Raw genomic sequence first — 22325 nt, forward strand, 5'->3', positions numbered from 1 at the left:
TTTTATCATAAATATGCAGAAAAAGGTAGAAATCATCTAGTTTCTACCTCTAACGTACCTATTTATTTTGCCAATTGTGACCGACGGGCATAGGCTTTCCAGTCAATCCCACGCGCTTCGCACCAATTTTGTACATTTGGAGCCAAGACCAAATCTTTCTGACGGAGTTCCGCAATGTTCTTAGCACCCAGCATGGTCATGATTTCAGCCATCTGCCATTGGAAGGTTTTAATAGCCTGCAAACCGTCGTCAAAACGATGCCCCTTACCATCCTTGACATACTGTAGGAAATGATTGGACATACCAACAAGGTCTGCACCGAGGGCCAATGATTTGACAATATCTAGTGGCGTCTTAATACCACCAGATGCAATCAGGCTTGGACGAAGTTCCTCAGGAACAGACATGGCTTCCACCAAGGATGTCACAGTTGACTGCCCCCAACCCTCTAAATAGGCATAATCATTGAAGGTCCGACGGGCATTTTCAATCTTGGCGAAATCCGTCCCCCCAGTCCCAGACACATCGATGGTCTTGACACCGACAGAAGCCAGCTGGGCTACTGTTTCACGGCTCATGCCAAAACCAACTTCCTTGACGATGACAGGTACTTCCATCTCCCGCACCAGAGTTTCAATATTCTTCAACCACATAGTAAAGTCACGGTCTCCCTCAGGCATGACAATCTCCTGGGGTGCATTGACATGGATCTGAATGGCATTTGCCTCCAACAAATCCACCGCCCGCTTGGCATTCTCAACACTGTGGTGGGCACCTAGATTGGCAAAAATAATACCATAAGGATTTTCCCGACGCATCACGGAGAAGGTTTCCGCAACAGATGGATCCTTGATTGCCGCACTGACCGAACCAGAAGCCAAGGCAATCTTGCCAAAATGCCCCATAATTCCCAACAGTCGGTTGATTTCGCGCGTCTTCTTGCTTCCCCCAGTCATGGCATTGACAAAGAAAGGAAAGGCAAAGTCCAAACCAGCTACGCTGGTCGAAATATCCACTTCATCCACCTTGGTCTGTGGCAAGGAATGATGGACAAACAAGGTCTCCGTAAAGTCCTTGGCCGGCGTGGCACTATATTGCTGATTGGCCAAGCCAACGTGTTGATCCTTGCGGTCTAAACCAAATTCTCCTAAATAAAGCATAGGTTTCTCCTTATTCTCTACTTGCGATGTTTAGGGCGAGTGGAAGAATGCCGGCTTGTTGCCAAGCCTTCTCAATCGCTACTTTTTGTTCCTTACTGTCAACCAGGCAAATGCCGCAGTCACCACCGCCTGCACCAGATGATTTGGCCACCGCTCCATAAGTCTGGGCCAGGTCACAGAGTTGGCTCAGTCGAGGCGTTTCAATGACCAAACCCATTCCTCTCGCAAAGTCTTGTAAGAGCTTGCGGTTCTGAGCTATGGCCTGTCTAGCAGCTGTTTGATTGCCTGTTTGACAGGCCGCTATCAACTGCTCTACACAGTTCTTTGAGTCGGCTAGAAACTGGCTATGAATATGCTCTTTTTCTGCCTGACTTTTTTGGCTTTCCATCTGGGAAACCAATCGATCTGTCGAAGCCGCCGACCCTGTCCAACCAACCAAAAGGTCTAAGCCTTCTGGTAGCTGGATAGGGCTGATGGACAAACCTTGCCAATCACTTTCCACCAAATCAAGCAGTGACAGCTCTGCCATTTTCCCTAAAAGCCAAGAACGGTCCAGGGAATGATAGGCGATCAAGCCGCCAAAACTGGAAGCCGCCAAATCTCCGAAGGAACCTGTCATGCCTAGCTTGGTCTGGGCCAAGGCTGCCAGCTTGTAGGTCAGGAGGGCATCTGGTCGGTGACCGTAGTAGGTCAACAGGGCCTTGACCGTGGCAACCGTCACTGCCCCTGACGAACCCAAGCCATACTTGGCACCTGAAGTCTGGTCATCCAGGTCAGACTGGACCGCTAGGCTGTAGGTTGCTTGACAAGTATAGCCCTTGGCCGTCAAATATTCCTCTGTCACCTGCATGGCGGTCTCAATCAGAGCATAGGGATGGTCCCCTTGGACATGAACAGCACCATCCTTACGCTCCCAAGTCAGATAGAGGTCTGCTTGCTGGCTGGAATGAAGGAGCCCTCGGTCACTTGGTTCAATGGTGACAGTCAGGTATTGGTCAAGGGCCGCAATCACTGCGGGATAGCCTGCCTCGACGACTGCGTATTCCCCTGCTAGAAAGAGTTTTCCAGGTATCTTTACTTGTACTTTCATGCTACAAGCCCTTTTCAAACGCTGCTTGCGATACCTGCCACTCGTCTTCACTGAGGACGTAGGCCGCAGGACCAGGCTTGCTGGTAATGATTTTCTCTCTTGGGAAGACTTTGGCCAATTCAGCTACTAGCTCATCCATTTGACTTGCTCGGCAAAGGACCTTGACATTTGGACCTGCATCCATAGTCATGTAGGCTGACAAGCCACTTTCCTCACGAACCTGACGAACAGCCTCTTGGGCCACTAGGCTATCAGCTGACCAGTAGGTAAAGGGCGGATTGGCAGAAAGAGTCGTTGCATGCATTTTCATACCGTTGTGTTCCGTAATCTGACCAAGTTTTTCAAAATCACGGTTGGCAATAGCTGCCTTGATGTCCGCCAAGTCTTGTTTGGCGGTATCTACCCAGGCTGAGTAGAATGGCGAAGTGGCAACCGTGTGGTCCATTCCCTCTCGACTAGCAATCTTTTTGGGTCCGGTATTGACCGCCAAGACGATCATGGCAATATCCCAATCCGCATCGTCAATGGGGTGAGCCATAGAATCTTCCGAACCAGTTCCCATGTCCCACTCTACAAAGCCGCCGAATAGGCTGCGGGTGCTAGAGCCAGAACCCCTGCGAGCAAGGGTTGATAGGGTGGCTGGTGACAAATCTAAATCCAAGGCTGTCGCGGTTGCAAGTGCAAGTGCTGCGAAGGCTGATGCTGAGCTGGCCAAACCAGCCGCAGTCGGAACAAAATTTAGACTTTCCACTCGGGCAAATGCCCTTTCACCTATATATTCGCAAAATAAATCCAAAAATCGAGAAATTTTTAACATTTCTTTTTCTTTTTGTAAGATTCCGTTGAGATAGAACTCATCGGCAGTTAATTCTGGGTCAAAAACAACCTTGGTATCCGTATAAAATGCGTCAAGGGTCAGGGATAAACTGGAATTCATGGGTAGGAATAATTCCTTATCGCGTTTTCCCCAGTATTTAATCAAAGCAATATTGGTATGGGCACGAGCTATGCCTGTTTGTTTAGTCATTGGTTTCTCCTAAGTACTGTATCCAGGTTTGGCGGGCACCTGCTTGGTCAAGGATGTGTGCAAGATTTTGGGCATCCTGGGCTGTTCTTGCCAGGGCAATCATGCACCCGCCACGACCGCCACCAGTTAATTTGGCTCCCAGGGCTCCATTTTCTTGGGCAAGGCTGACTAGCTTATCCAGGCTTGGATCAGACACGCCTAATTTTTGCAGGAGGGCATGAGCTTGGTTCATTCTGCTGCCTAGAAGCTCTGCCTGGTCTGTGGCTAAATCTTCCTTGGCCTGTCGGGTCAAGTTGCCCAGTTCTTCTACTAGCTTGATAGCCTCTGGCTTTTTATCCAACAAATCCGCCACGTCTGAAATGGCTTCTAAGGTATTTCCCGTCACGCCTGTATCAGCCACTACCAAGTGGGCACGGAGTTTCAGCTCCAAGGGTTCGATGGGCTGATGCTTGATAAAAAAGACGGGGGACTTGCCGCTGGTGGTCGCCGCATCAATCCCCGACGGGTTACCGTGAGCAATTTTTTCCGAAGACTGAACGATGTCCCAGAGTTCGCTGTCGGTCAGCTCTTTTTCATAGTAGGCAAAGATGGCGCGTGCCACTGCAACTGCCACGGCTGCACTGGAACCCATGCCTCGCTCGGCGGGAATCGTGGAACTAATCTCAATATGAATCGCTGGGTCTGTCGGCGCACCAATGCGATAGAGCGAAAAACGAATGGCGTGCTTGAGGCTTTCCCAGATTTTGGGCATCTTGTGAACCAGTCCTTCATAGAAGTCACAGGCTACACTAAGTGCCTGGCCTTGGGCAGTCACCTGGGCTGTAATTTCCACAGCAGAAAATGGCATGGCAATTGCAGGCTGACCATAGACTACCGAATGTTCACCCATCAAAATGATTTTCCCATTTGCTTTTCCTACTACCGACATACTTTTTCTCCTTATACAATCACTACTATTATACCATTTTTACATAAGAATAAAACACACGAAAACAGCCGACCGCGGCCGACTGTTCTCTAGGAGATTATATGAAAAAAACTTGTTGCTATTTCTAGCTTGAAGATAGTATACATCCGCAAACTTAAGCGAAACTGAAAGTTCCTGATTTTTTCTGAAAATTTTTTCTTAGCTAGGAAATTACAAAGTCTACCCAAACACGAAAACAGCCGACCGCGGCCGACTGTTCTCTGGAGATTATATGAAAAAGAATTCGCTATTTCTAGCTTGAATACAGTATACAAGAACAAACTTAAGCGAAACTAAAAGATTTCTTAGATTTTTCTAAAACGATTTCTTATACTTATTTTCTTAAAACTTGACACGAAAACAGCCGACCACAAAATGAGTCTAGACATTTCCTCTTTGCTTTGAGTTTCAAGGCTCAGACCTCTTGCAGTCCACTGAACTGTAAAATTCATACGATTTTATATATTATCGTATCTAAAAATTTGAATACAACCTAGAAACTCGGAACTATTAATACTTCTCATCTTTTTAAACCAATCAAAAACACCTAATGCCAACTCATTCTGAGGAATTTAGGTGTTTTATCATCATCTATACTGATTCCCAATTTTAACTTAGTATTACTGGTGGAATCTTATCTCCAAATAATATTACATATGTAAGCAATAATACACTAAATTTAATTAATTTCTTTTTCGTCTTGCGACTCCTGTTCCAATAAATCTATAAGGAGTGACTGAGCTAAATTTTTTAAGAGCTCGTCGCCTTCTAAGTCATAAACAACTATTGATTTTTTGACCATATCAATTGCTTCTGAAATAATGGAGCGTTTTGCTAAAATGTTGGCTCTCATTAACAAAGTATTGCCTAACATAAATAAAGTGTTTCGATTCTTTAATAATTCTAGTGATTCTGCATTATAAACCAAGGCTTTTTCAAAGTTGTTACACAGGTACAAAATTCTAGAATATCCGTATTGAAATAATACTTTCAGCTCCCAGTCATTTGATTCATGATAGTGATGAATGAGACTTTCATATTGGTTCAATGATGCTGCATACTCTTCTAACTCCGAATATATTCCCGCAATGGCAATCCCAACTCGTAAAAATAGATTAACATTTTCAACCAAAGTAGGCAGCAACCCTTCCAAAATCTCTAAAGCCTCATTTGACTTTTTGTATTTCCCAAATAACAATACCCCGTTAAGGTATTGTATATATGGACTTTGAATAGGAGATACAGAATCTTTTGAAATAAACTGCAAAAAATATTCCAATGTATCATACTCTCTTCGGTAAAGAATGGATTTCAATTCATCCGTAAGAATAGATTCTTCTGTACTCTTCTTTAGTTGAAACAATTCCAATATCACATTAGAATCAATGTCTAATTTTTTGACGAGCTTAAAAAATAATTCGACTGATGGAGAAACCTCAGCTTTTTCAATTTTACTAATAACTGCTTGAGCACAAATACCCTCAGACAGTTCTTTTTGACTGAATCCTTTCTCCAAACGCATCCGCTTAATAAGACTAGCAATCTTTTCTTTCACAATTCACATTCCAATTCATAATATTTTCTCTATTGTACCACTATTCGGATGAATTTCCCATATCTCATCGTATAGGCCAAGATCCGACTCTGAATAGTGATGAGCAACCTCAAAGATTGTAATTGGTAAATTGGCAAGCTTTTTACGAATGAGGGCTGAGGATTGTTTATCAATTGCTGATGTCCCCTCATCAACTAACAAGATTTTCTTATTATGAATGAGGGCTCTGGCAATCTCAATACGTTGTTTTTGTCCTCCTGATAACTGCGCCCCATTTTCACCATAATATTTCTCTAAACAATCTTCACCTAGCTCTTCTACCAAACCCAGTTCTAAAAGCAAGGCTAACAACTCCTCCTCACGGACTGATTCAAGTGCCATTAGGAGATTCTCTTTTAAGTTTGCCTCAAAATAGTAGGGTGATTGTTGGATTCTTGCCATTTGATTGCTAGGATTACTTATTTTTTTCTGATGATTTAATACAGATATTTCCCCTTCCAACGGTTGCAGTACACCCTGTATGCTATCTAGTAAGGTCGTCTTTCCACTTCCTGAAGCTCCTCTAATAAGTATTTTACGACCATACGGGACTGTAGCATTAAAATTTTTGATAATTGCTGCTCCATGTCCAATGGCTACTCCTGAAAAATGAATCTCAGGCGTCAATATTGATTCATCAATATGATTTTCAGACACTTCCTGTTGCTGAGAATCCTGTAACATTTTCTCTAATTTTTTTCGAGTTGGCTCCGTTGATTGTATCATTCGTAAATAGTTCGAAACATTTCTAAATGGATAGATAACACGGTCACTGGCTAAAAATAAAGCGATAACAATACTAGCATCTAGTTTCCCTTGGGTTACAAATACTAGAGCTACAGTTATTGGAACAATATAACTTAACCACGATAGCATGGAAGAAACAAGATTAACTATGCTGTGTTTATTATTTAATGCCTCATTACTATTTTCTAAGTCATTGACAACTGTCTCAGCCATCCCTAAAAACTTATGATTCGCACCATATGTCCATAGAACCGAAAAACCTTGAAAAATATCTTTTATGCTACGAATAAATTTCTCATTCGACTTAGTAAAGTTCCCTGTTGCAGTTCCTAGATATTTGCTAAATAGTATTGCTGGCAACATTGGAAGAAATGAGAAAATAATAAATAATACAGAAATTGTAGGACTTAGATAGACAAGATATATCAATGAAACTCCCCCTAAAAGACTGTAGTATAAGCAATCAAAAAGAACGGAAAAATATTTATCTTCTACTAACTTTAAATCTACTGTTAATACCGCAAGAGACTCTGTAACATCTAATGCATTTCCTTTATTTCCAAGATAGTTTAACAGTTCCATCTTATACTTTTTATGCAGATTTTTTAGTAAATCGTTTTTTATTATTGAAACAAATAAATCTGATAATTGAATCAATAAATAGAACAATATACTGCAACCGGCGAATAGTAAAACATCTTTTACAGTTGATTCCGAGCTAAATTGACTGACTCTCGAAATGACCTGAGACATAATAATCCCGTCAAAGCTCGCTCCTGTTAATGCAAGCAAGAGTAAACATATTTTAAACTTAGGCAACATTCTCCATACCTGTTTTAATTTCATAACCCGTTCTCCATTTTCTAAAGATTTCATCAAGTAAATATAAAGCAAATTCTGAGGGTGCTGTTTGCACACCTTGCTTATATTTTACGTATCTATATAAGACGAGTATAAAATACTTTTTCAGAAAAATCAATTACTTTTTTGTATATTTTATAATTTTTGTGATATTTTTGAATTATATTTTATTTTTGGTGTGTCTTTTTACTAAAAATCTATCTAAAGAGAAAAATTCACTTTACAGATTTAACTAGAAATAAAAAAGCCTGAAAAAGATTTTAGTTCGAAAAGTCTGTTAACATAGATAAGGACACCTTTAGGTGAAAAGAAAAACGAATACAAACTAGAAAAACTTTCAAAACACATAGAAACACGAAAACAGCCGACCACAGCCGACTGTTCTCTAGGAGATTATATGAAAAAGAATTTCGCTATTTCTAGCTTGAAGATAGTATACATCCGCAAACTTAAGCGAACCTGAAAGTTTTCTTAGAAATTCCTTAATCAGTTTTAACTTTTCCTACTCTCTTATATTGAACATACAAAAATCCTGCACGAAAGGCATTGTCCACTATGGTTGCTATCCAAATAGCCTGCAAACCAAACTGAAAAAATCCCACCAATAGATAGGCAAGGCCAATTCGAACCAGCCACATCCCCAAACTAGTTGCATAGAAGGGTAATTTAGCATTTCCTAAGCCCTGCCACAAGGCAGTTAAAATAAGGGTAGCTGCTGTAACAGGAACTCCGAGCATAGAATAGAGTAGGACTGTCTGACTAGCTTGGACTACTTGAGGCTCGCTGGAATACAGACTTGTCAAAAACGGACCTGCAAAATAAGTCGTCGCCGCCATCAAAAGCATAAACATGAGTGAAAGGTGCAAGCTCGTTTTAAAAATCCTTTGAACTGCTAGCTGATCTTGTCGATGTTGAGCCGTCAAAATAATGGTTGCTGTAGCAATGCCCATGGCTGGCATATAGTTAAACTGAGTCAAGGTTTCCCCTATGGCATTGCCTGCTACAACTGCTGTTCCTAGGCTAGTTATCAAGGCAACAACCACCACATCACCAGCCCGCATCATCAAACGTTCTCCGGTTGTTGGTAAGGCAAGACGAATGAGTTCTACATCCCAAGACCAGGTCCATTTTTCAAAAGGGGTAGATAGCTTTGCCCAAAGCAGGAAGCAACCTAACAGCCGTGACAAGACTGTTCCAAGTGCAACTCCAGCCACGCCAGCATGAAGCACGAAAACAGCAAAAGCCGAAAAGAGAGCGTTGAGAAGATTGGAAAACAGACTGATATACATAGGAAAACGAGGTTGCCCTAAAGCCCTTAACATAGCTCCTAAACTCATCATCAGACCGAGAAAGAGAATGCCTCCACCAACCAAGATGAGATAAAGACCACCTGCCTTGGTAACAGCAGCTTCAGCTCCCAAGCCTGTCAGCAAGGACGGACCTGCCAAAACTGCAAGAGCACCCAAAACCAAGCTGACAAATAGGGTCACTTTGAGACTTTCACTAGCAAGATAGCTCACCTTCTCAGTCTTCCCCTGCCCCAGCATCTGAGCCATTCGTGAAGAAATAGCTGCTGCAAGCGCAATAAATATAGCCTGATAAACCGCCAAGATATTATTGGCTAAAGATACTCCTGAAAGGGCAACAAGCCCAAGACTAGCGACTAGATAAGAATCTACCATCCCCATCAGCATTTGAAGAATGTTTTCTGCCATGGCTGGTAGGGCAATCCTTACTATTTCTTTCCTTTGATTGTTCATGATCCCCATTTCAATTGTTTGATATCCACTATTTTATCACAGACCGTCGCCAAGAGTTCCTCATCGTGCGAGATAAGAAGGACTAGCTTCTTTTCTGTCTTCAAAAAGGCCAGAGCCTTAGCCAATTCCTTCATCTGAGCCAGATCCAATCCGCTAGAAGGTTCGTCAAAGATGAGGATATCCTTATCCGCCAATAAGCTGGCTACAATCATCAAGCGTTGCTGCTCACCGCCTGACAGGCTGACTGGGTGCCTGTCTAGCAAGTCTTCCAAACGAAAACGGCTAATCAGCTCTTTATCAAGTTGCTTGCCTTTCTGCCCCAAAGTAAGTTCTCTACGAACGGTTTCAGCAAAGAGTTGCAGGTGGACATCCTGCATGACAAAGCTGGTTTTTTCTAGACGTTGTCGAGGCGACAATGTCTGTCCCTGCCAGGTAATTTGACTGGCCTTGTCCTCTTCTAAGCCAACTAGGTAACGAGCCAGACTAGTCTTACCTGACCCATTTGGACCGACAAGACCGACTATTTGACCAGGTTTCAGGCAAAAATGCTCTATCTTATAAAGAAGCTTGCCAGCTTGGCAGACAGATAAGTTGCCAATGGATAGGCCCTCTTGGTCAGACACAAACTGGCTGGCCTGCTCTGCTATTGCCCGCCGAAAAGGCTCCGCATCGTAGCACCGCAAGCCCATATCTTGACGGCACTCCTCTGTCCGTTGCAGGAAGTCGTTGGCCGGATAGTCCGCCACCAGCTGCCCCTCCTGAAAATAGAGATAGCGATCAGCCAGATCTGTCAAATAGGCCAAGAGATGCTCGGCGATGATAATGGTCTTGCCTTCTTGCTTGAGCTTATGCAGGGCTTCCTGGACCTTGTGAACAGCCTCCTAATCCAGATTGGCCGTCGGCTCATCCAAAAGCAAAATAGGACTGCCCTGCATAGTGGCAGTTGCCAGAGCGATCAACTGCTTCTGCCCGCCCGACAGCTGAAAAATCGGTTTGTCATAGAAGGCTTCCAGCTGAAAGAGATGATTGACCTCCTCCAAGCGACCTGCAATCTCCTCCGAAGAGAGCCCTTGATTTTCACAGGGAAAGACCAGCTCATGTAGGACTTGGGTATGGAAAAACTGGGTGGCAGGATTCTGAAAGACCGAAGCCACATGGTAGGACAGGTCTTCTACGCTAGCTTGTCGCAGGTCTAACTGACCTAGGAAAACCTGTCCTGTCACCTGAGATGGATAATATTCTGGGATAAGGCCATTGAGTAGCTTGAGGAGACTTGATTTGCCAGAGCCACTGGGACCGCAAAGGACCACGCACTGCCCAGCTGGAATGGTCAAGTCCTCAATTTGCAGGGCTGGCTTATCCGCAGCTGCGTAGGTCACCTGAAGATTATTTATCCTGATAGTCGTATCCATAGAAGAAAGATTAGACAACATAGGCAAAGACTCCAATCTAGCCAAGTCCAGCCTGACTTGACAAATTCACTGGGACGACCGCTCATAGCAATCCCCTTGGTCAAGGTCGCCACCGTCAAATCTTGGGCAGTTGCCAAGAGAGAGAGCATGAGGGGGACCAAAAAATATTCCATATAACGTAGCGGTTGGACAAACAGAGCCCACTTGCTGAGAAAGATTCCCCTGACCTTCAGAGAAGCCTGGATATGCCGGGCGTCCGACTTAATGGCAGGCATAAAACGAAACATGACGCCCAAGGTTAAGAGAAAGGTTTCTGGTAACCGCCATTTCCGCAATCCATGAATAAGCTCATAACTACTTGTCGTCATGAGGAGCAAGTGCCCTGCCAAGAGCGGCGGCCAAATGTAGGTCATAAGAACAACCAAGTGGAGCAAGAGGCCAGGTAGAACTGTCCAATAAGAAAGTCCGAGGAAAAGACCATAGCCCAGCAGGCCGACCAAGGCCATTTTAGGCTTGCCAGAAAACCAGAAAAGCAGGCTCAGTCCACAGACCAAGACTGCATTTTCCAGTCCGCTCAGCCGCATTCCGTAGGTCAAACTGGTGAACACGACCAAAAGAATTTTACTGCGTGCATCTAATTTCATCAGACCAAACCTGAACGGTCAAAATAGCGTTTGACCATGTATTGTCCAAAAAGTCCGCTCAGACTAGCTGCCAAGATAATGGTAAAGGACAACCAGAGGACATTTCCCGGTGTAAAGTCCAGTATGACACGGGCTACATATTCAGCCGACTTACCACGGGCCAAAAGATTAGCTTCATAGGCATCCCGCATGAGCCACATGAGAATAATAGGCCCCAGATTACCAAAAGAGAAGACCGCAAAACTCAGGAGGTTGCTCCATTTATTCTTATAGGCACCGAGTTTGGCTACCCAATCTCCCAGCAAGCCAAAAGTCAAACTAGGCAGAAAGGCCGCTGTCATATAGCCTGACAGGAAAAAGAAACTGGCCATAACCGCACCGACCAAACTGATAGAGCCAAACTTGCCAACCTTGGCAATCAAGAGCATATAAACCGGACCAGCCAAGAGGGCCGCAAAAGCCGGAGCGTACATCATATTGCCTGAACGGTCAAAAAAGACACCAAGCAAGGTCCCCAGACCCACACACAGAAAATACAAACCAGCAAAAGCCCCCGTCACCATGAGGTCCTTCATTTTTAATTGTTTCATTTATCGTTCCTTTATAAAATTAACGCAATAGGAATAAGGTCAAATTGACACTAAAGATCAAAATGTATAGGAGCCATAGTCATTCAGTTTACTTTTAATACTCGCTTTACCAGTCTGGGAATAGACTGGTAAAGGTTGGAAATAAAACGAACGAAGTTCGTGTCCACAACCGCAGACATAACTGAAGTTAGGCGAGATAAGTTCTCTAATGATGAAATTATTTGAAGTTGGAAATAAGAGGCTGAGCTCAAGCCCAGCGACACTACTCAGAGTTCATGTCAACATCTCAGCGCAGTGGTTGATTGGGTTTAACAGTCCAGTGGACTGTTAAAGGTTGGAGATAAGATTTGCGAAGCAAATCTCAGCAACTCGTGTATTACACTCCAAATCTGACCTTTACGACTGTTGCGAACAGAGTTCGCCTTATTTCCAACCTCCGACAGTCACTACTCTGACTGTCGGAGCTATGCGGGGGTGGGAGTAAAATAGTCCAGTGGACTATTTTAGCCCGAGCCTACATGTTGGAAGTGAGGTGAACTCTTTTAACAATTTGCGAGTTCTGTCCCACTCCCTCAATAGCCGACGTAATAAAAGCTAAAATGATTGACTATGTAAATTTCCATTCTCCAAGCGGAAGATTCTATCCGCACAGGCCATGGTTGAGCTTCTATGGGAAATCAAGAAGACCATGCCCTGACAGTGTTCCTTGACCAGCTGGATAAAACGGGCTTCATTGAGCGAATCCAGGTTACTGGTCGGCTCATCAAATATATAGCAGTCTGCGTTTTTTAGCAGGGCCCGCATGAGTTCCAAACGTTGTCCTTCTCCTGCTGAAAAGTCACTGGCTTCTACAAGCGTATCCAAGCCCTGCGGTGCTGCCAAAATCCGTTCTTTCATGTGGCATTTTTCTGCCAAGTCCATAATGGTTTCGTCCGACACATCCGTCCGACCCAAGACAAGATTTTCTCGAATGGTCTGGCGGAAGATTTGCGTCACTTGAGGTACATAGGCAAAGGACCCTTGCAAATGAGCCTTGTCCACCTTCCGACTATCCAAGCCAGACAGGTGGATTTGACCTTGCTGCCAATCATACCACCGCATGATCAGTTTCATCAAGGTGGATTTTCCTGCACCTGACTCACCGACCAGACCAATGATGCCACCCTGCTCAAACTGGACAGACAGATTGCGATAAAGCCCTGTTTCTCGGTCATCATAGTCGAAGTCCACTTGCTCAATAGCAATATCCGTCACGCTGACCTCAACAAGCTCACCTGTTCGCTCCGCTTCTTTTTCATCCAAAAGAGCATAGATATTGCGCCCAGCATTCATAGCTCGCTTGAAACCAAGTGGCAGACGGCTGAGCTCCAAGAAGGGAGCGAAGGAGCTAGTGAAAGAAACCAGCAGAGCCACACCAGTTGCCAAGTCCAAGCTCTGACTGCCAACCAAGTCGAAGGTCAGCCAGGCAAAGCCCATGATAGACAAACCAACCACTAGGAAAGAAACGGCGTACTGCATGAAGTTAGTTTGAGCGACCTTTCGCTCCTGACCATTGACCTCTTGGCTTTTCTGCGTCAGCTTGGCAAAACGAGCATCTGTCTGTTGGAACTGCATCAGGTCCTTCATGCTTTTGAGACTTTCAATAAAGTAGGAAACATAGCCCTTGCGACTGGCATTTTGCTCCTTGAGCAAGGGCTGCAGTTGCTTGGCAAACTGATTTGGAATAGCAATCGCCAAAAGGGCATAGGTCACCAGAGCCAGCAAAGCCAAACCCCAGCTGGATAGACCGAAATAGACTGTCAGACCAAGTGCCACCAGAATCCCTGTACAAATCGGAGCAATAGTATGGGCAAAGAAAACCTCCAAGGCCTCAATGTCCTCCCCAATCATCTTAAGCAGGCTACCACTGTCCTGCCGGTCCAATTTCCCAGGAACCAGGGCCCGCAATTTTGCGAAAATCAAACGACGGTAAGCCGCCAGCGTATGAAAGGCCACATAGTGACCAAAGTAGTGCTCACCATAGCGGAAGGCACCCCGCAGAAGAGCTAGAATGACTAGGGCTCCCAAGGTCCATAGCGGAGCAGGATTTCCAGCAAGGGCATCAAAAGCCAGATAGACCAAGATGACTGGAATAGCAATGGTCACAACCTGTCCCAATACCGCAAAGCAAACCGCCACCGCAATCCGTGGCAAGAGGTGCTTCATGGACTGCAAGAGCCTCGGAATCAGCACCCGTGTCGGCATTTCTTTCTTATCCATAAACGACTTCCTCCAATTCTCTTTGTTGATCGACCAGCTGACCATAAGCCAAGCTAGTCTGATAAAGCGTGACATGGTTGCCTGTCACAGCTCCTTCGGCAGATAAGAAGAGAATATCATCTGCCTGCTCCACCTGCTTCATCTTATGGGTAATGATGATGACAATCGCATCCTTGGCCACCAAGTTAATGAGGTCGTAAATCAAGCCTTCATTGTCCTGATCGACGCTGGTCGTCACCTCGTCAAAGATATAAAGGGAGCGTTTTGCCAAGACCGCACGGGCACAGATAACCTGCTGGCGTTGACCAGGCGACAAGAAAGCACCGTCATCACCCACAATCGTGTCCAACCCGTCTGGCAGATTCTTGACAAACTGCAAGACCCCATGCTGATCTGCCCAAGCCAAGATGTCCTCTTTGGTCCAATCACCAGCCATGCGTAAATTCTCATAGATAGACTGGTTGAGCAAGGTTGACTGACCAGATACATAGAGGACCTGCTCATTCAGAGAAAGCTGACTGATACCTGAAATCTCCTGCTGCCCCAAGTAAATAGCCCCCTTATCCGCCCGCAAGCGTCCCAAGAGCAGCTGGGCCAAGGTCGTTTTCCCCTGCCCTGACTCACCTGCCAAGGCATAGACCTTTCCAGCCGTCATGGTCATGGAAATATCTTCTAGGACTGACTTTTCTCCGTAGGCAAAGGCCAGATCTTCTAGTTTTAGACTGTTAAAAGCAGGCACATGGACAGAATCGATTTCCTGCTCCGCTGTCATACTGTCCAAGAAACCAAAAATGCGATCCGCCATCTTGGTATTCATCATAACCAAATGCATACCGTAGCCCTGCTCCCGTATGGGTGCAAAAAACTCCGTCGCAATGAGGACAAAGAAGAGCATACTAAAGAGGGACAAATTGCCTGCCGCTAAGCTATTGACCGCCACAAAACCAGACAGACCAATCCCTAGATACATGACCGCATCCATGTAGCCCACCGCTTGCAGCTGAAAACTGAGTAGCTCCATGGTCGCATCGCGGAAGTCCTCGGCCTGCTCATTGAAGGTCTTCTCATAGGTTGCGTCCGCCTGATAGGAATAGAGAGTGTTGAGGCCCTTGAGGTCGTCCAGGAAAAGATTGCCCACATCCATGTAGGAGCCCCAGTAGCGATTCATAATCCGCTTGGACCGCTTCTGCATAGCAATGATAGAAATGGGAATTAGGGGCAAGGCCAAGATGAAAATGACTGCCCCCAATGGAAAGATCAGAAAGACCAGCAAGAGAACGGTCGCACAGTTGAACTGGGTCCGCAAGGAAGAAGCCATGTAGTAGGAATAGTAGGTATCCAGGCTGTCAATCCCCTGTGAAGCGATGTTAAAGACATCTGCTGCTGTCGCTTTTGACTCAAACTGACCATCCTTAGCCAAGAGGGCCTCGAAGAAGGACTGCTTGAGCGAATCCCGAGCAAACTGGGAGCCTATTCCTTGTAAGCGTTTGGCAATCAGAGCCACACCGTATCCAAAGGCATTGAGCCCCAGCAAGATGAGGACAAACTGTACCAGATCAACCTGTCCGCCCTCATAGTAGGTCACAAAGCCCTTAGCAATCAGGTAGAAGGAAATAATCCGCATCAAAAATTGCACCCAGGATAGAAAGGCTGCCAAATAGACCAGCTTCATCTTGGGCTTGATGCGTTCTTTGATCCGCTTCAAGAGGGCTTTTTTCTTTTCACGAGAAATTTTTTCTTCTTGTGCCATTGTTTACCTCTCTAAAACATATTCCATTATAGTATATCATTCTTTGAATTGTCTGTAAATTTTAATTTTAATAAGAATAAAAAACAAACCACTCAAGATGAGCAGTTTGTCATAAGTCATTTTTTATTACACACCCAAATAGCGTTCTACTTCAGCCTGCATATCTGCAGCTGCAACGACGGTATTGTGGCGGACAGGTGCTGTCTCCAAGCCGTCCACAGCTAGTGGCAGGGCTACACCTGAAATCTCATGCAATTTTGCAAGAGCTTCAAAGTCAGTCAAACCTGACTGACCTGTCACCGCTTCAACCGCAACTACTGGGAACTTGTAAGGACTTGCTGTAGAAGCAATCACCGTTGGAGTTTGGTCCCCTGTTTGCTCCACATACTGTTTATAGACAGCGGAGGCAACAGCCGTATGTGGATCTTCAATGTAGTCTGACTCGTCATAGACACGCTTGATTTCCGCAGCGGTTTCTTCTTCTGTCGCAAAGGCGGCAGCAAAGAGTGATAAGATATCCGCGTCAGCTCCTTGAATGTCATACTGACCAGTTGTGTTCAAAGCTTCCATGAGCTCCGCTGTTTTTGCAGCGTCATTGCCAAAGAGGTGGAAAATCAACCGCTCCAAGTTAGAGGACACCAAGATGTCCATGGATGGACTGGTGGTCACGCGGAAGGTGCGGTTCTTGTCGTAAACGCCTGTCGAGAAGAAGTCGGTTAGGACATTGTTGTCGTTGGAAGCACAGATGAGCTTGCCAACTGGCAGACCGATCTGCTTAGCGTAGTAGGCTGCCAAGATGTTACCGAAGTTGCCTGTCGGAACGGTGAAGTTGACCTTGTCACCCGCCACAATCTCGCCAGTCTTGACTAGCTGAGCGTAGGCATAGACATAATAAACAATCTGTGGCACCAAGCGGCCGATGTTCATGGAGTTGGCTGATGAAAACTGGAGTTTCTTAGCCGCCAACTTGGCACGAAGAGCCTCATCGTTGAACATCTGCTTGACGTTGGTTTGGGCGTCGTCAAAGTTTCCGTCAATAGCCACCACGTGGGTATTGGCACCTGTCTGCGTGGTCATCTGCAATTCTTGGACCTTAGACACCCCGTCACGTGGGTAGAAGACAATGATTTGCGTGCCAGGAACGTCTGCAAAACCAGCCATGGCTGCCTTGCCCGTATCACCTGAAGTCGCAGTCAATATGACAATCTCATTTTCCAAACCGTGCTTTTTAGCCGCAGTCGTCATCAAGTAAGGCAGGATTGACAGGGCCATGTCCTTGAAGGCAATGGTTGAACCACGGAAGAGCTCCAAGTTGTACTGACCGTTGAGCTTAACAACTGGGGCAATAACTGGTGTGTCAAACTTGCTGTCGTAGGCATTGTTGATACAGTAATCCAGCTCATCTGCCGTGAAATCATCCAAGAAAGCTGACAAAATCAACTTGGCAACTTCTTGATAAGAAGCGTCTTTGAGAACAGAAAAATCCAAGTCAACTGTTGGAATAGAAATCGGTGTAAACAAACCACCGTCGGTCGCCAAGCCCTGCAAAATAGCTTGACTAGCCGATACAGTATTTTTAGCATCACGTGTTGATTGATAAACTAGTGTCATGGTATCCCTCATAAAAAATCTATTTTTTCTATTCTACCACAAATTGACAGAAAATTGGCAAGATATGATGGAAAAGTCAGGCTTTAACCCTAGTTTCCTGACAATATTACCCAGATTATTGTTCTAGTCCTACCAATTTCCATCAAAAATACCAGCCTACCCAAAGATAGACTGGTATATATGAAAGTTTGGAGGCAATTTTCCTGTAAATCATATGTCGGTCAACTAACCGAGACAGGATTTACCATACGTTCCTAAACTTACTACTAAATTCATTCTAAGCCAAAAGCTATCTAGACAGATTGAAGAAGATAACCCATTCATCAAGGAATGATTTTCTAAACGAGACAAGGCGAACGACCAGAATTATTCTAGTCCTAAGTCTTTCTAGACAGATTGACGAAGGCTAATCCTATTCAGCTTTGAAATCAGTTTTTCCTATGAGAGTCTAGGCAGCGAAGGCGAAGCTAAATCATCAAGGAATGATTTTCTAAACGAGACAAGGCAAAGCGACGTAGGCATAACTAAAGTTAGGCAAGGAGCTTTAACGATGTATCGTGACGAAAATCCTTACTTGATGCGACCTGGACGCTCTTTGTAACCATAGTAGGCATCTTCGATGATTTCTTGCATGTGGTCAACCATCGCCAAACGTGGGTTAGCTGGTGTACATTGGTCTTCGTAGGCAAGAAGAGCCAATTCGCGAGAGTGTTCTTTGAGTTCTTTCTCGTCGATACCTTGTGCTTTCAAGTTCATTTGGATACCGATGCGCTCACCGAGGTCGTAAACAGCTTGTGCGTAAGCAGCAACTGCTTCTTCTGGGGTTGAGCATGGTAAACCGAGCATACGCGCGATGTCTTGGTATTTTTCATCCGCTTTGTAGTAGTTGTATTTAGGCCATGTCGCTGTCTTAGCTGGACGTGTACCGTTGTAGCGGATTACGTATGGAAGCAAGATAGCGTTTGTACGACCGTGAACTGTGTGGAAACGTCCACCAATCTTGTGGGCCATTGAGTGAGAAATACCTAGGAAGGCGTTGGCGAAAGCCATACCTGCAATGGTAGATGCGTTGTGCATTTTCTCACGTGAGTGGAAGTCCGCATTCTTCACTGAGCTTTCAAGGTTTTCAAAAACAAGTTTAATAGCTTGGAGAGCTAAACCGTCCGTGAAGTCATTAGCTACTGTTGATACGTATGCTTCTGTAGCGTGAGTCAATACGTCCATACCAGTATCGGCAGTAACGTGTGCTGGTACTGTCAATACAAGCGCAGGGTCAACGATTGCCACAGTTGGTGTCAATGAGTAGTCAGCAATTGGGTATTTACGGTTATTTGCTTTGTCAGAGATAACGGCAAACGGTGTTACTTCTGAACCTGTACCTGATGTTGTTGGAATTGCAATAAACTTAGATTTTTTACCAAGTTCTGGGAACTTGAAGGCACGTTTACGGATATCCATGAATTTTTGAACTAGGTCATGGAAGTCAACTGTTGGTTGTTCGTAGAAGAGCCACATAACTTTAGCAGCATCCATTGGTGAACCACCACCAAGTGCGATGATTGTATCAGGTTTGAAGGTACGCATCAATTCTGTACCCTTGTAAACTGTTGTGATATCTGGATCTGGTTCAACATCTGAGAAGATTTGATAAACAACTTTATTTCGACGAAGATCCAATTGTTCGATAACACGATCCAAGAATCCAAGTTCTACCATTGCGTGGTCAGTAACAATCATGACACGTTCAACGTCACGACATTTTTGGAGATATTGAATAGAGTCACGTTCGAAGTATGTTTTAGAAGGAACTTTAAACCATTGCATATTATTTCTACGTCTTCCTACTTTCTTGATGTTGAGCAAGTTCATAGCACTTACGTTATCACTGATAGAGTTGCGTCCGTAAGAACCACAACCAAGTGTCAATGATGGCAAGAAGGCATTGTAAACATCACCGATACCACCGAAAGTAGATGGAGAGTTCCAGATAACACGGATAGCACGTACGATTGAACCGAATTCTTTAGCTAATTCAGCATCTTCTGTGTGAATGGCTGCAGAGTGACCTAGACCGTGGAATTCTACCATTTGACGCGCTGCTTCAAGACCTTCTTCACGGCCATCCACTTTCAAGACAGCGATAACTGGTGACAATTTTTCACGAGTCAATGGCTCTTTTTCACCGATTTCAGCAACTTCAGCTGCCAAGATGTTGGTACCTTCTGGTACTGAGAAACCAGCTTGTTCAGCAATCCATGCAGCTGGACGACCAACGATGTCAGCGTTCAATTTGCCTTCTGCACAGTTTTTACTGTTGGCTTTCACACCGAAGCAGTATTCTTCAAGAAGAGCTTTTTCTTTCTTATTAACAAAGTAGGTTTTGTAAGATTTGAATTCCGCTACAAACTCTTCGTATACTTCTTTATCAATGATAACTGCTTGCTCTGACGCACAGACCATACCATTGTCAAATGACTTAGACATGACGATATCGTGTGCCGCCTGGCGGATGTTAGCAGATTTTTCAATATAGGCTGGAACGTTACCCGCACCTACACCAAGAGCTGGTTTACCACAAGAGTAAGCCGCACGCACCATTGCGTTACCACCAGTCGCAAGGATTGTTGCAATTCCGTCATGATTCATCAACTCAGACGTTGCTTCCATAGATGGTTTTGTAACCCATTGGATACAGTTTTCTGGAGCACCAGCTGCTACTGCTGCTTCATAGACAACACGCGCTGCATGAGCTGAAGATTCTTGTGCAGATGGGTGGAAGGCAAAGACGATTGGGTTACGTGTTTTCAAGGCAATCAATGACTTAAAGATAGCAGTTGACGTTGGGTTAGTTGTCGGAGTGATACCACAGATAACACCAACTGGCTCGGCAATCAAGGTCAAACCTGTCACTTCGTCTTCTTCAATGACACCAACTGTTTTTGTATGGCGCATATTGTTAACCACGTGCTCGCAGGCAAACAAGTTTTTCGTTGCCTTATCTTCGAATACACCACGTTTGGTTTCTTCAAAGGCATGCATTGCCAATTCACCGTGCTTGTCAAGAGCAGCTACCGAAGCCTTAGCCACAATGTAGTCTACTTCTTCTTGACCGAGTTTGCGGAACTCATCAAGAGCAACCAAACCTTTTTGAACAAGCTCATCAACGTGTTTGCGAGCTTCTACTAATTTTTCTTCTGGTGATACAACTTTTTTATCAGCCATTGTGTTCCTCCAAATTTTCTTGTCAACATTTTGTTAACTTTTTCACAATGTTATTCTACAACTTTTATTTTTATTTGTAAAGAGAAATTGTTAATTTTTTCACATTTTTTCTGTTTTGCTATAGTAAGCGCTTACTTTTTCTTATTTTCAGAAAATGGTCGGATTTATTTCAGGAAAACCACTTCCTAAATCTTACCTTCTAATACAAAAAACTACCTCCGTTTCATTTGGATTGAATTTATTTCTAGTTTATCAAGAAAACGTTTCCAAGTAAATAGGTTTTACTGAAAATCGTGTAGTAATTCCGTGATAGTTTTCATTTTCTTATTCATTTGGCTTTCTTTTACTACTCTTGCTTTTTTGTCATGTTTGTGATATCCTTAACAATATAAAAGTATATATTAACACATTTTAATTGACAAAAATATTAAAACAGGAGGTCTGCTTATGAAGGCAGTCGTAGTAAATCCAGAATCTACTGGTGTTGTCGTTGTCGAAAAAGAACTTCGTCCACTTGAAGCTGGCGAGGCTTTGGTTCAGATTGAGTATTGCGGTGTTTGTCACACAGACTTACACGTTGCTCAAGGTGACTTTGGTAAGGTTCCTGGTCGTGTTCTTGGTCACGAAGGTATCGGAATCGTGACTGAAATTGCTCCAGATGTGACTAGCTTAAAAGTTGGCGATCGTGTGAGTGTTGCTTGGTTCTTCCAAGGTTGTGGCACTTGTGAATATTGTACAACTGGTCGGGAAACCCTTTGCCGTACTGTTAAAAATGCAGGCTACTCTGTTGACGGTGGTATGGCTGAGCAATGTATCGTAACTGCTGACTATGCGGTAAAAGTACCAGAAGGTCTTGATCCAGCTCAAGCAAGTTCTATCACTTGTGCTGGCGTTACTTGCTACAAAGCGATTAAAGAAGCGCACTTGGAACCTGGCCAATGGATTGTCATCTACGGTGCTGGTGGCCTTGGCAACCTTGCAGTCCAATACGCTAAGAAAGTCTTTAATGCCCACGTTATTGCTGTCGATATTAACAATGACAAGCTAGAATTAGCCAAGGAAGTCGGCGCAGATGTCATCATCAATGGACTTGAAGTAGAAGACGTACCTGGCTACATCAAGGAAGTAACGGGTGGCGGTGCCCACTCAACTGTCGTAACGGCTGTTTCTAAGGTTGCCTTCAATCAGGCTATTGACAGCGTTCGTGCAGGTGGCTATGTCGTGGCTGTCGGACTTCCATCTGAATACATGGACCTCAGTATTGTGAAGACTGTGCTAGATGGTATCAAGGTAGTCGGCTCTCTGGTTGGTACTCGTAAAGACCTAGAAGAAGCCTTCCACTTCGGTGCTATAGGACTAGTTGTCCCAGTCGTTCAAAAACGTCCTGTCGAAGATGCTGAAGCCGTCTTTGATGAAATGGCCGCTGGAACTATACAAGGTCGTATGGTATTAGATTTCTGTCACCATCACTAATTTGTTCTCCACTATTTTCAAGAAGTGATTTCCTAATCACTTCTTTCAGACTGAAGACAAAGTCCTTAGAATTGATTTTCTAAGGGCTTTTCTTCGTATTTAGGAGTATAATATAAGAAAAAGGACTTATGAGGTTCTCCTATGCTACACAAAGAATA

At 44.4% G+C, this 22325-nt stretch carries 14 protein-coding genes and 1 pseudogene; 1 reads left to right on the top strand and 14 read right to left on the bottom strand.

Translation table 11 applies throughout. The annotated features are described in order from the left end of the window. Positions 1–62 precede the first annotated feature (62 nt). The 14 genes and pseudogenes from fni to adhE all read right to left on the bottom strand — a co-directional run bounded on the left by fni (position 63) and on the right by adhE (position 20694). Entirely contained in the window at positions 63–1160 is a 1098-nt protein-coding gene (gene fni, locus C1E99_RS01425) for a type 2 isopentenyl-diphosphate Delta-isomerase (RefSeq protein ID WP_105206380.1), read from the bottom strand. 10 nt (positions 1161–1170) lie between these two features. Further along, positions 1171–2250 carry a phosphomevalonate kinase gene (locus C1E99_RS01430; RefSeq protein ID WP_105206381.1) on the bottom strand — a complete coding sequence of 360 codons (1080 nt, stop codon included), beginning with the start codon at positions 2248–2250 and terminating at the stop codon, positions 1171–1173. Position 2251: 1 nt separating this feature from the next. After that, positions 2252–3277 carry a diphosphomevalonate decarboxylase gene (mvaD, locus tag C1E99_RS01435; RefSeq protein ID WP_105206382.1) on the bottom strand — a complete coding sequence of 342 codons (1026 nt, stop codon included), beginning with the start codon at positions 3275–3277 and terminating at the stop codon, positions 2252–2254. After that, positions 3270–4205 (bottom strand): mevalonate kinase, encoded by a 936-nt coding sequence (gene mvk, locus C1E99_RS01440; protein ID WP_105206383.1) that lies wholly within the window; start codon positions 4203–4205, stop codon positions 3270–3272. Before mvk ends, mvaD begins: the two co-directional genes overlap by 8 nt. Before the next feature lie 718 nt (positions 4206–4923). Then, positions 4924–5799 (bottom strand): helix-turn-helix domain-containing protein, encoded by an 876-nt coding sequence (locus C1E99_RS01445; protein ID WP_105206384.1) that lies wholly within the window; start codon positions 5797–5799, stop codon positions 4924–4926. Between the two features lie 15 nt (positions 5800–5814). Continuing rightward, on the bottom strand, positions 5815–7431 hold the full coding sequence (locus C1E99_RS01450; protein WP_161951123.1) for an ATP-binding cassette domain-containing protein: 1617 nt from the start codon (positions 7429–7431) through the stop codon (positions 5815–5817). A gap of 497 nt (positions 7432–7928) precedes the next feature. Further along, positions 7929–9206, bottom strand: a complete 1278-nt coding sequence (locus C1E99_RS01455; protein WP_105206386.1) for an MATE family efflux transporter — start codon at positions 9204–9206, stop codon at positions 7929–7931. Beyond that, a pseudogene (locus C1E99_RS15550) lies at positions 9203–10639 on the bottom strand (ABC transporter ATP-binding protein). Before C1E99_RS15550 ends, C1E99_RS01455 begins: the two are co-directional and overlap by 4 nt. Next, a complete protein-coding gene (locus C1E99_RS01465; RefSeq protein ID WP_105206387.1) occupies positions 10597–11262 on the bottom strand; it encodes an energy-coupling factor transporter transmembrane component T in 666 nt (221 codons plus the stop codon). The pseudogene C1E99_RS15550 and the gene C1E99_RS01465 overlap by 43 nt, the downstream one beginning before the upstream one ends. Then, positions 11262–11852 (bottom strand): MptD family putative ECF transporter S component, encoded by a 591-nt coding sequence (locus tag C1E99_RS01470; RefSeq protein WP_105206388.1) that lies wholly within the window; start codon positions 11850–11852, stop codon positions 11262–11264. The genes C1E99_RS01465 and C1E99_RS01470 overlap by 1 nt, the downstream gene beginning before the upstream one ends. Positions 11853–12446: 594 nt before the next feature. Further along, a complete protein-coding gene (locus C1E99_RS01480) occupies positions 12447–14111 on the bottom strand; it encodes an ABC transporter ATP-binding protein (protein WP_105206389.1) in 1665 nt (554 codons plus the stop codon). Further along, positions 14104–15861: an ABC transporter ATP-binding protein/permease gene (locus tag C1E99_RS01485; protein WP_105206390.1), complete on the bottom strand. Its 1758-nt coding sequence runs from the start codon at positions 15859–15861 to the stop codon at positions 14104–14106. Before C1E99_RS01485 ends, C1E99_RS01480 begins: the two co-directional genes overlap by 8 nt. A gap of 126 nt (positions 15862–15987) precedes the next feature. Beyond that, entirely contained in the window at positions 15988–17472 is a 1485-nt protein-coding gene (gene thrC, locus C1E99_RS01490; protein ID WP_105206391.1) for a threonine synthase, read from the bottom strand. A 570-nt stretch (positions 17473–18042) separates the two neighbouring features. Further along, positions 18043–20694: a bifunctional acetaldehyde-CoA/alcohol dehydrogenase gene (gene adhE / locus C1E99_RS01495; protein WP_105206392.1), complete on the bottom strand. Its 2652-nt coding sequence runs from the start codon at positions 20692–20694 to the stop codon at positions 18043–18045. Between the two features lie 447 nt (positions 20695–21141). On the opposite strand from adhE, the gene adhP reads away from it, so the two are divergent. After that, positions 21142–22167, top strand: a complete 1026-nt coding sequence (gene adhP, locus C1E99_RS01500; protein WP_105206393.1) for an alcohol dehydrogenase AdhP — start codon at positions 21142–21144, stop codon at positions 22165–22167. The last annotated feature ends 158 nt before the right edge of the window (positions 22168–22325 follow it).

Source organism: Streptococcus suis (assembly GCF_002964045.1).
Classification (GTDB): Bacteria; Bacillota; Bacilli; order Lactobacillales; family Streptococcaceae; genus Streptococcus; species Streptococcus suis_U.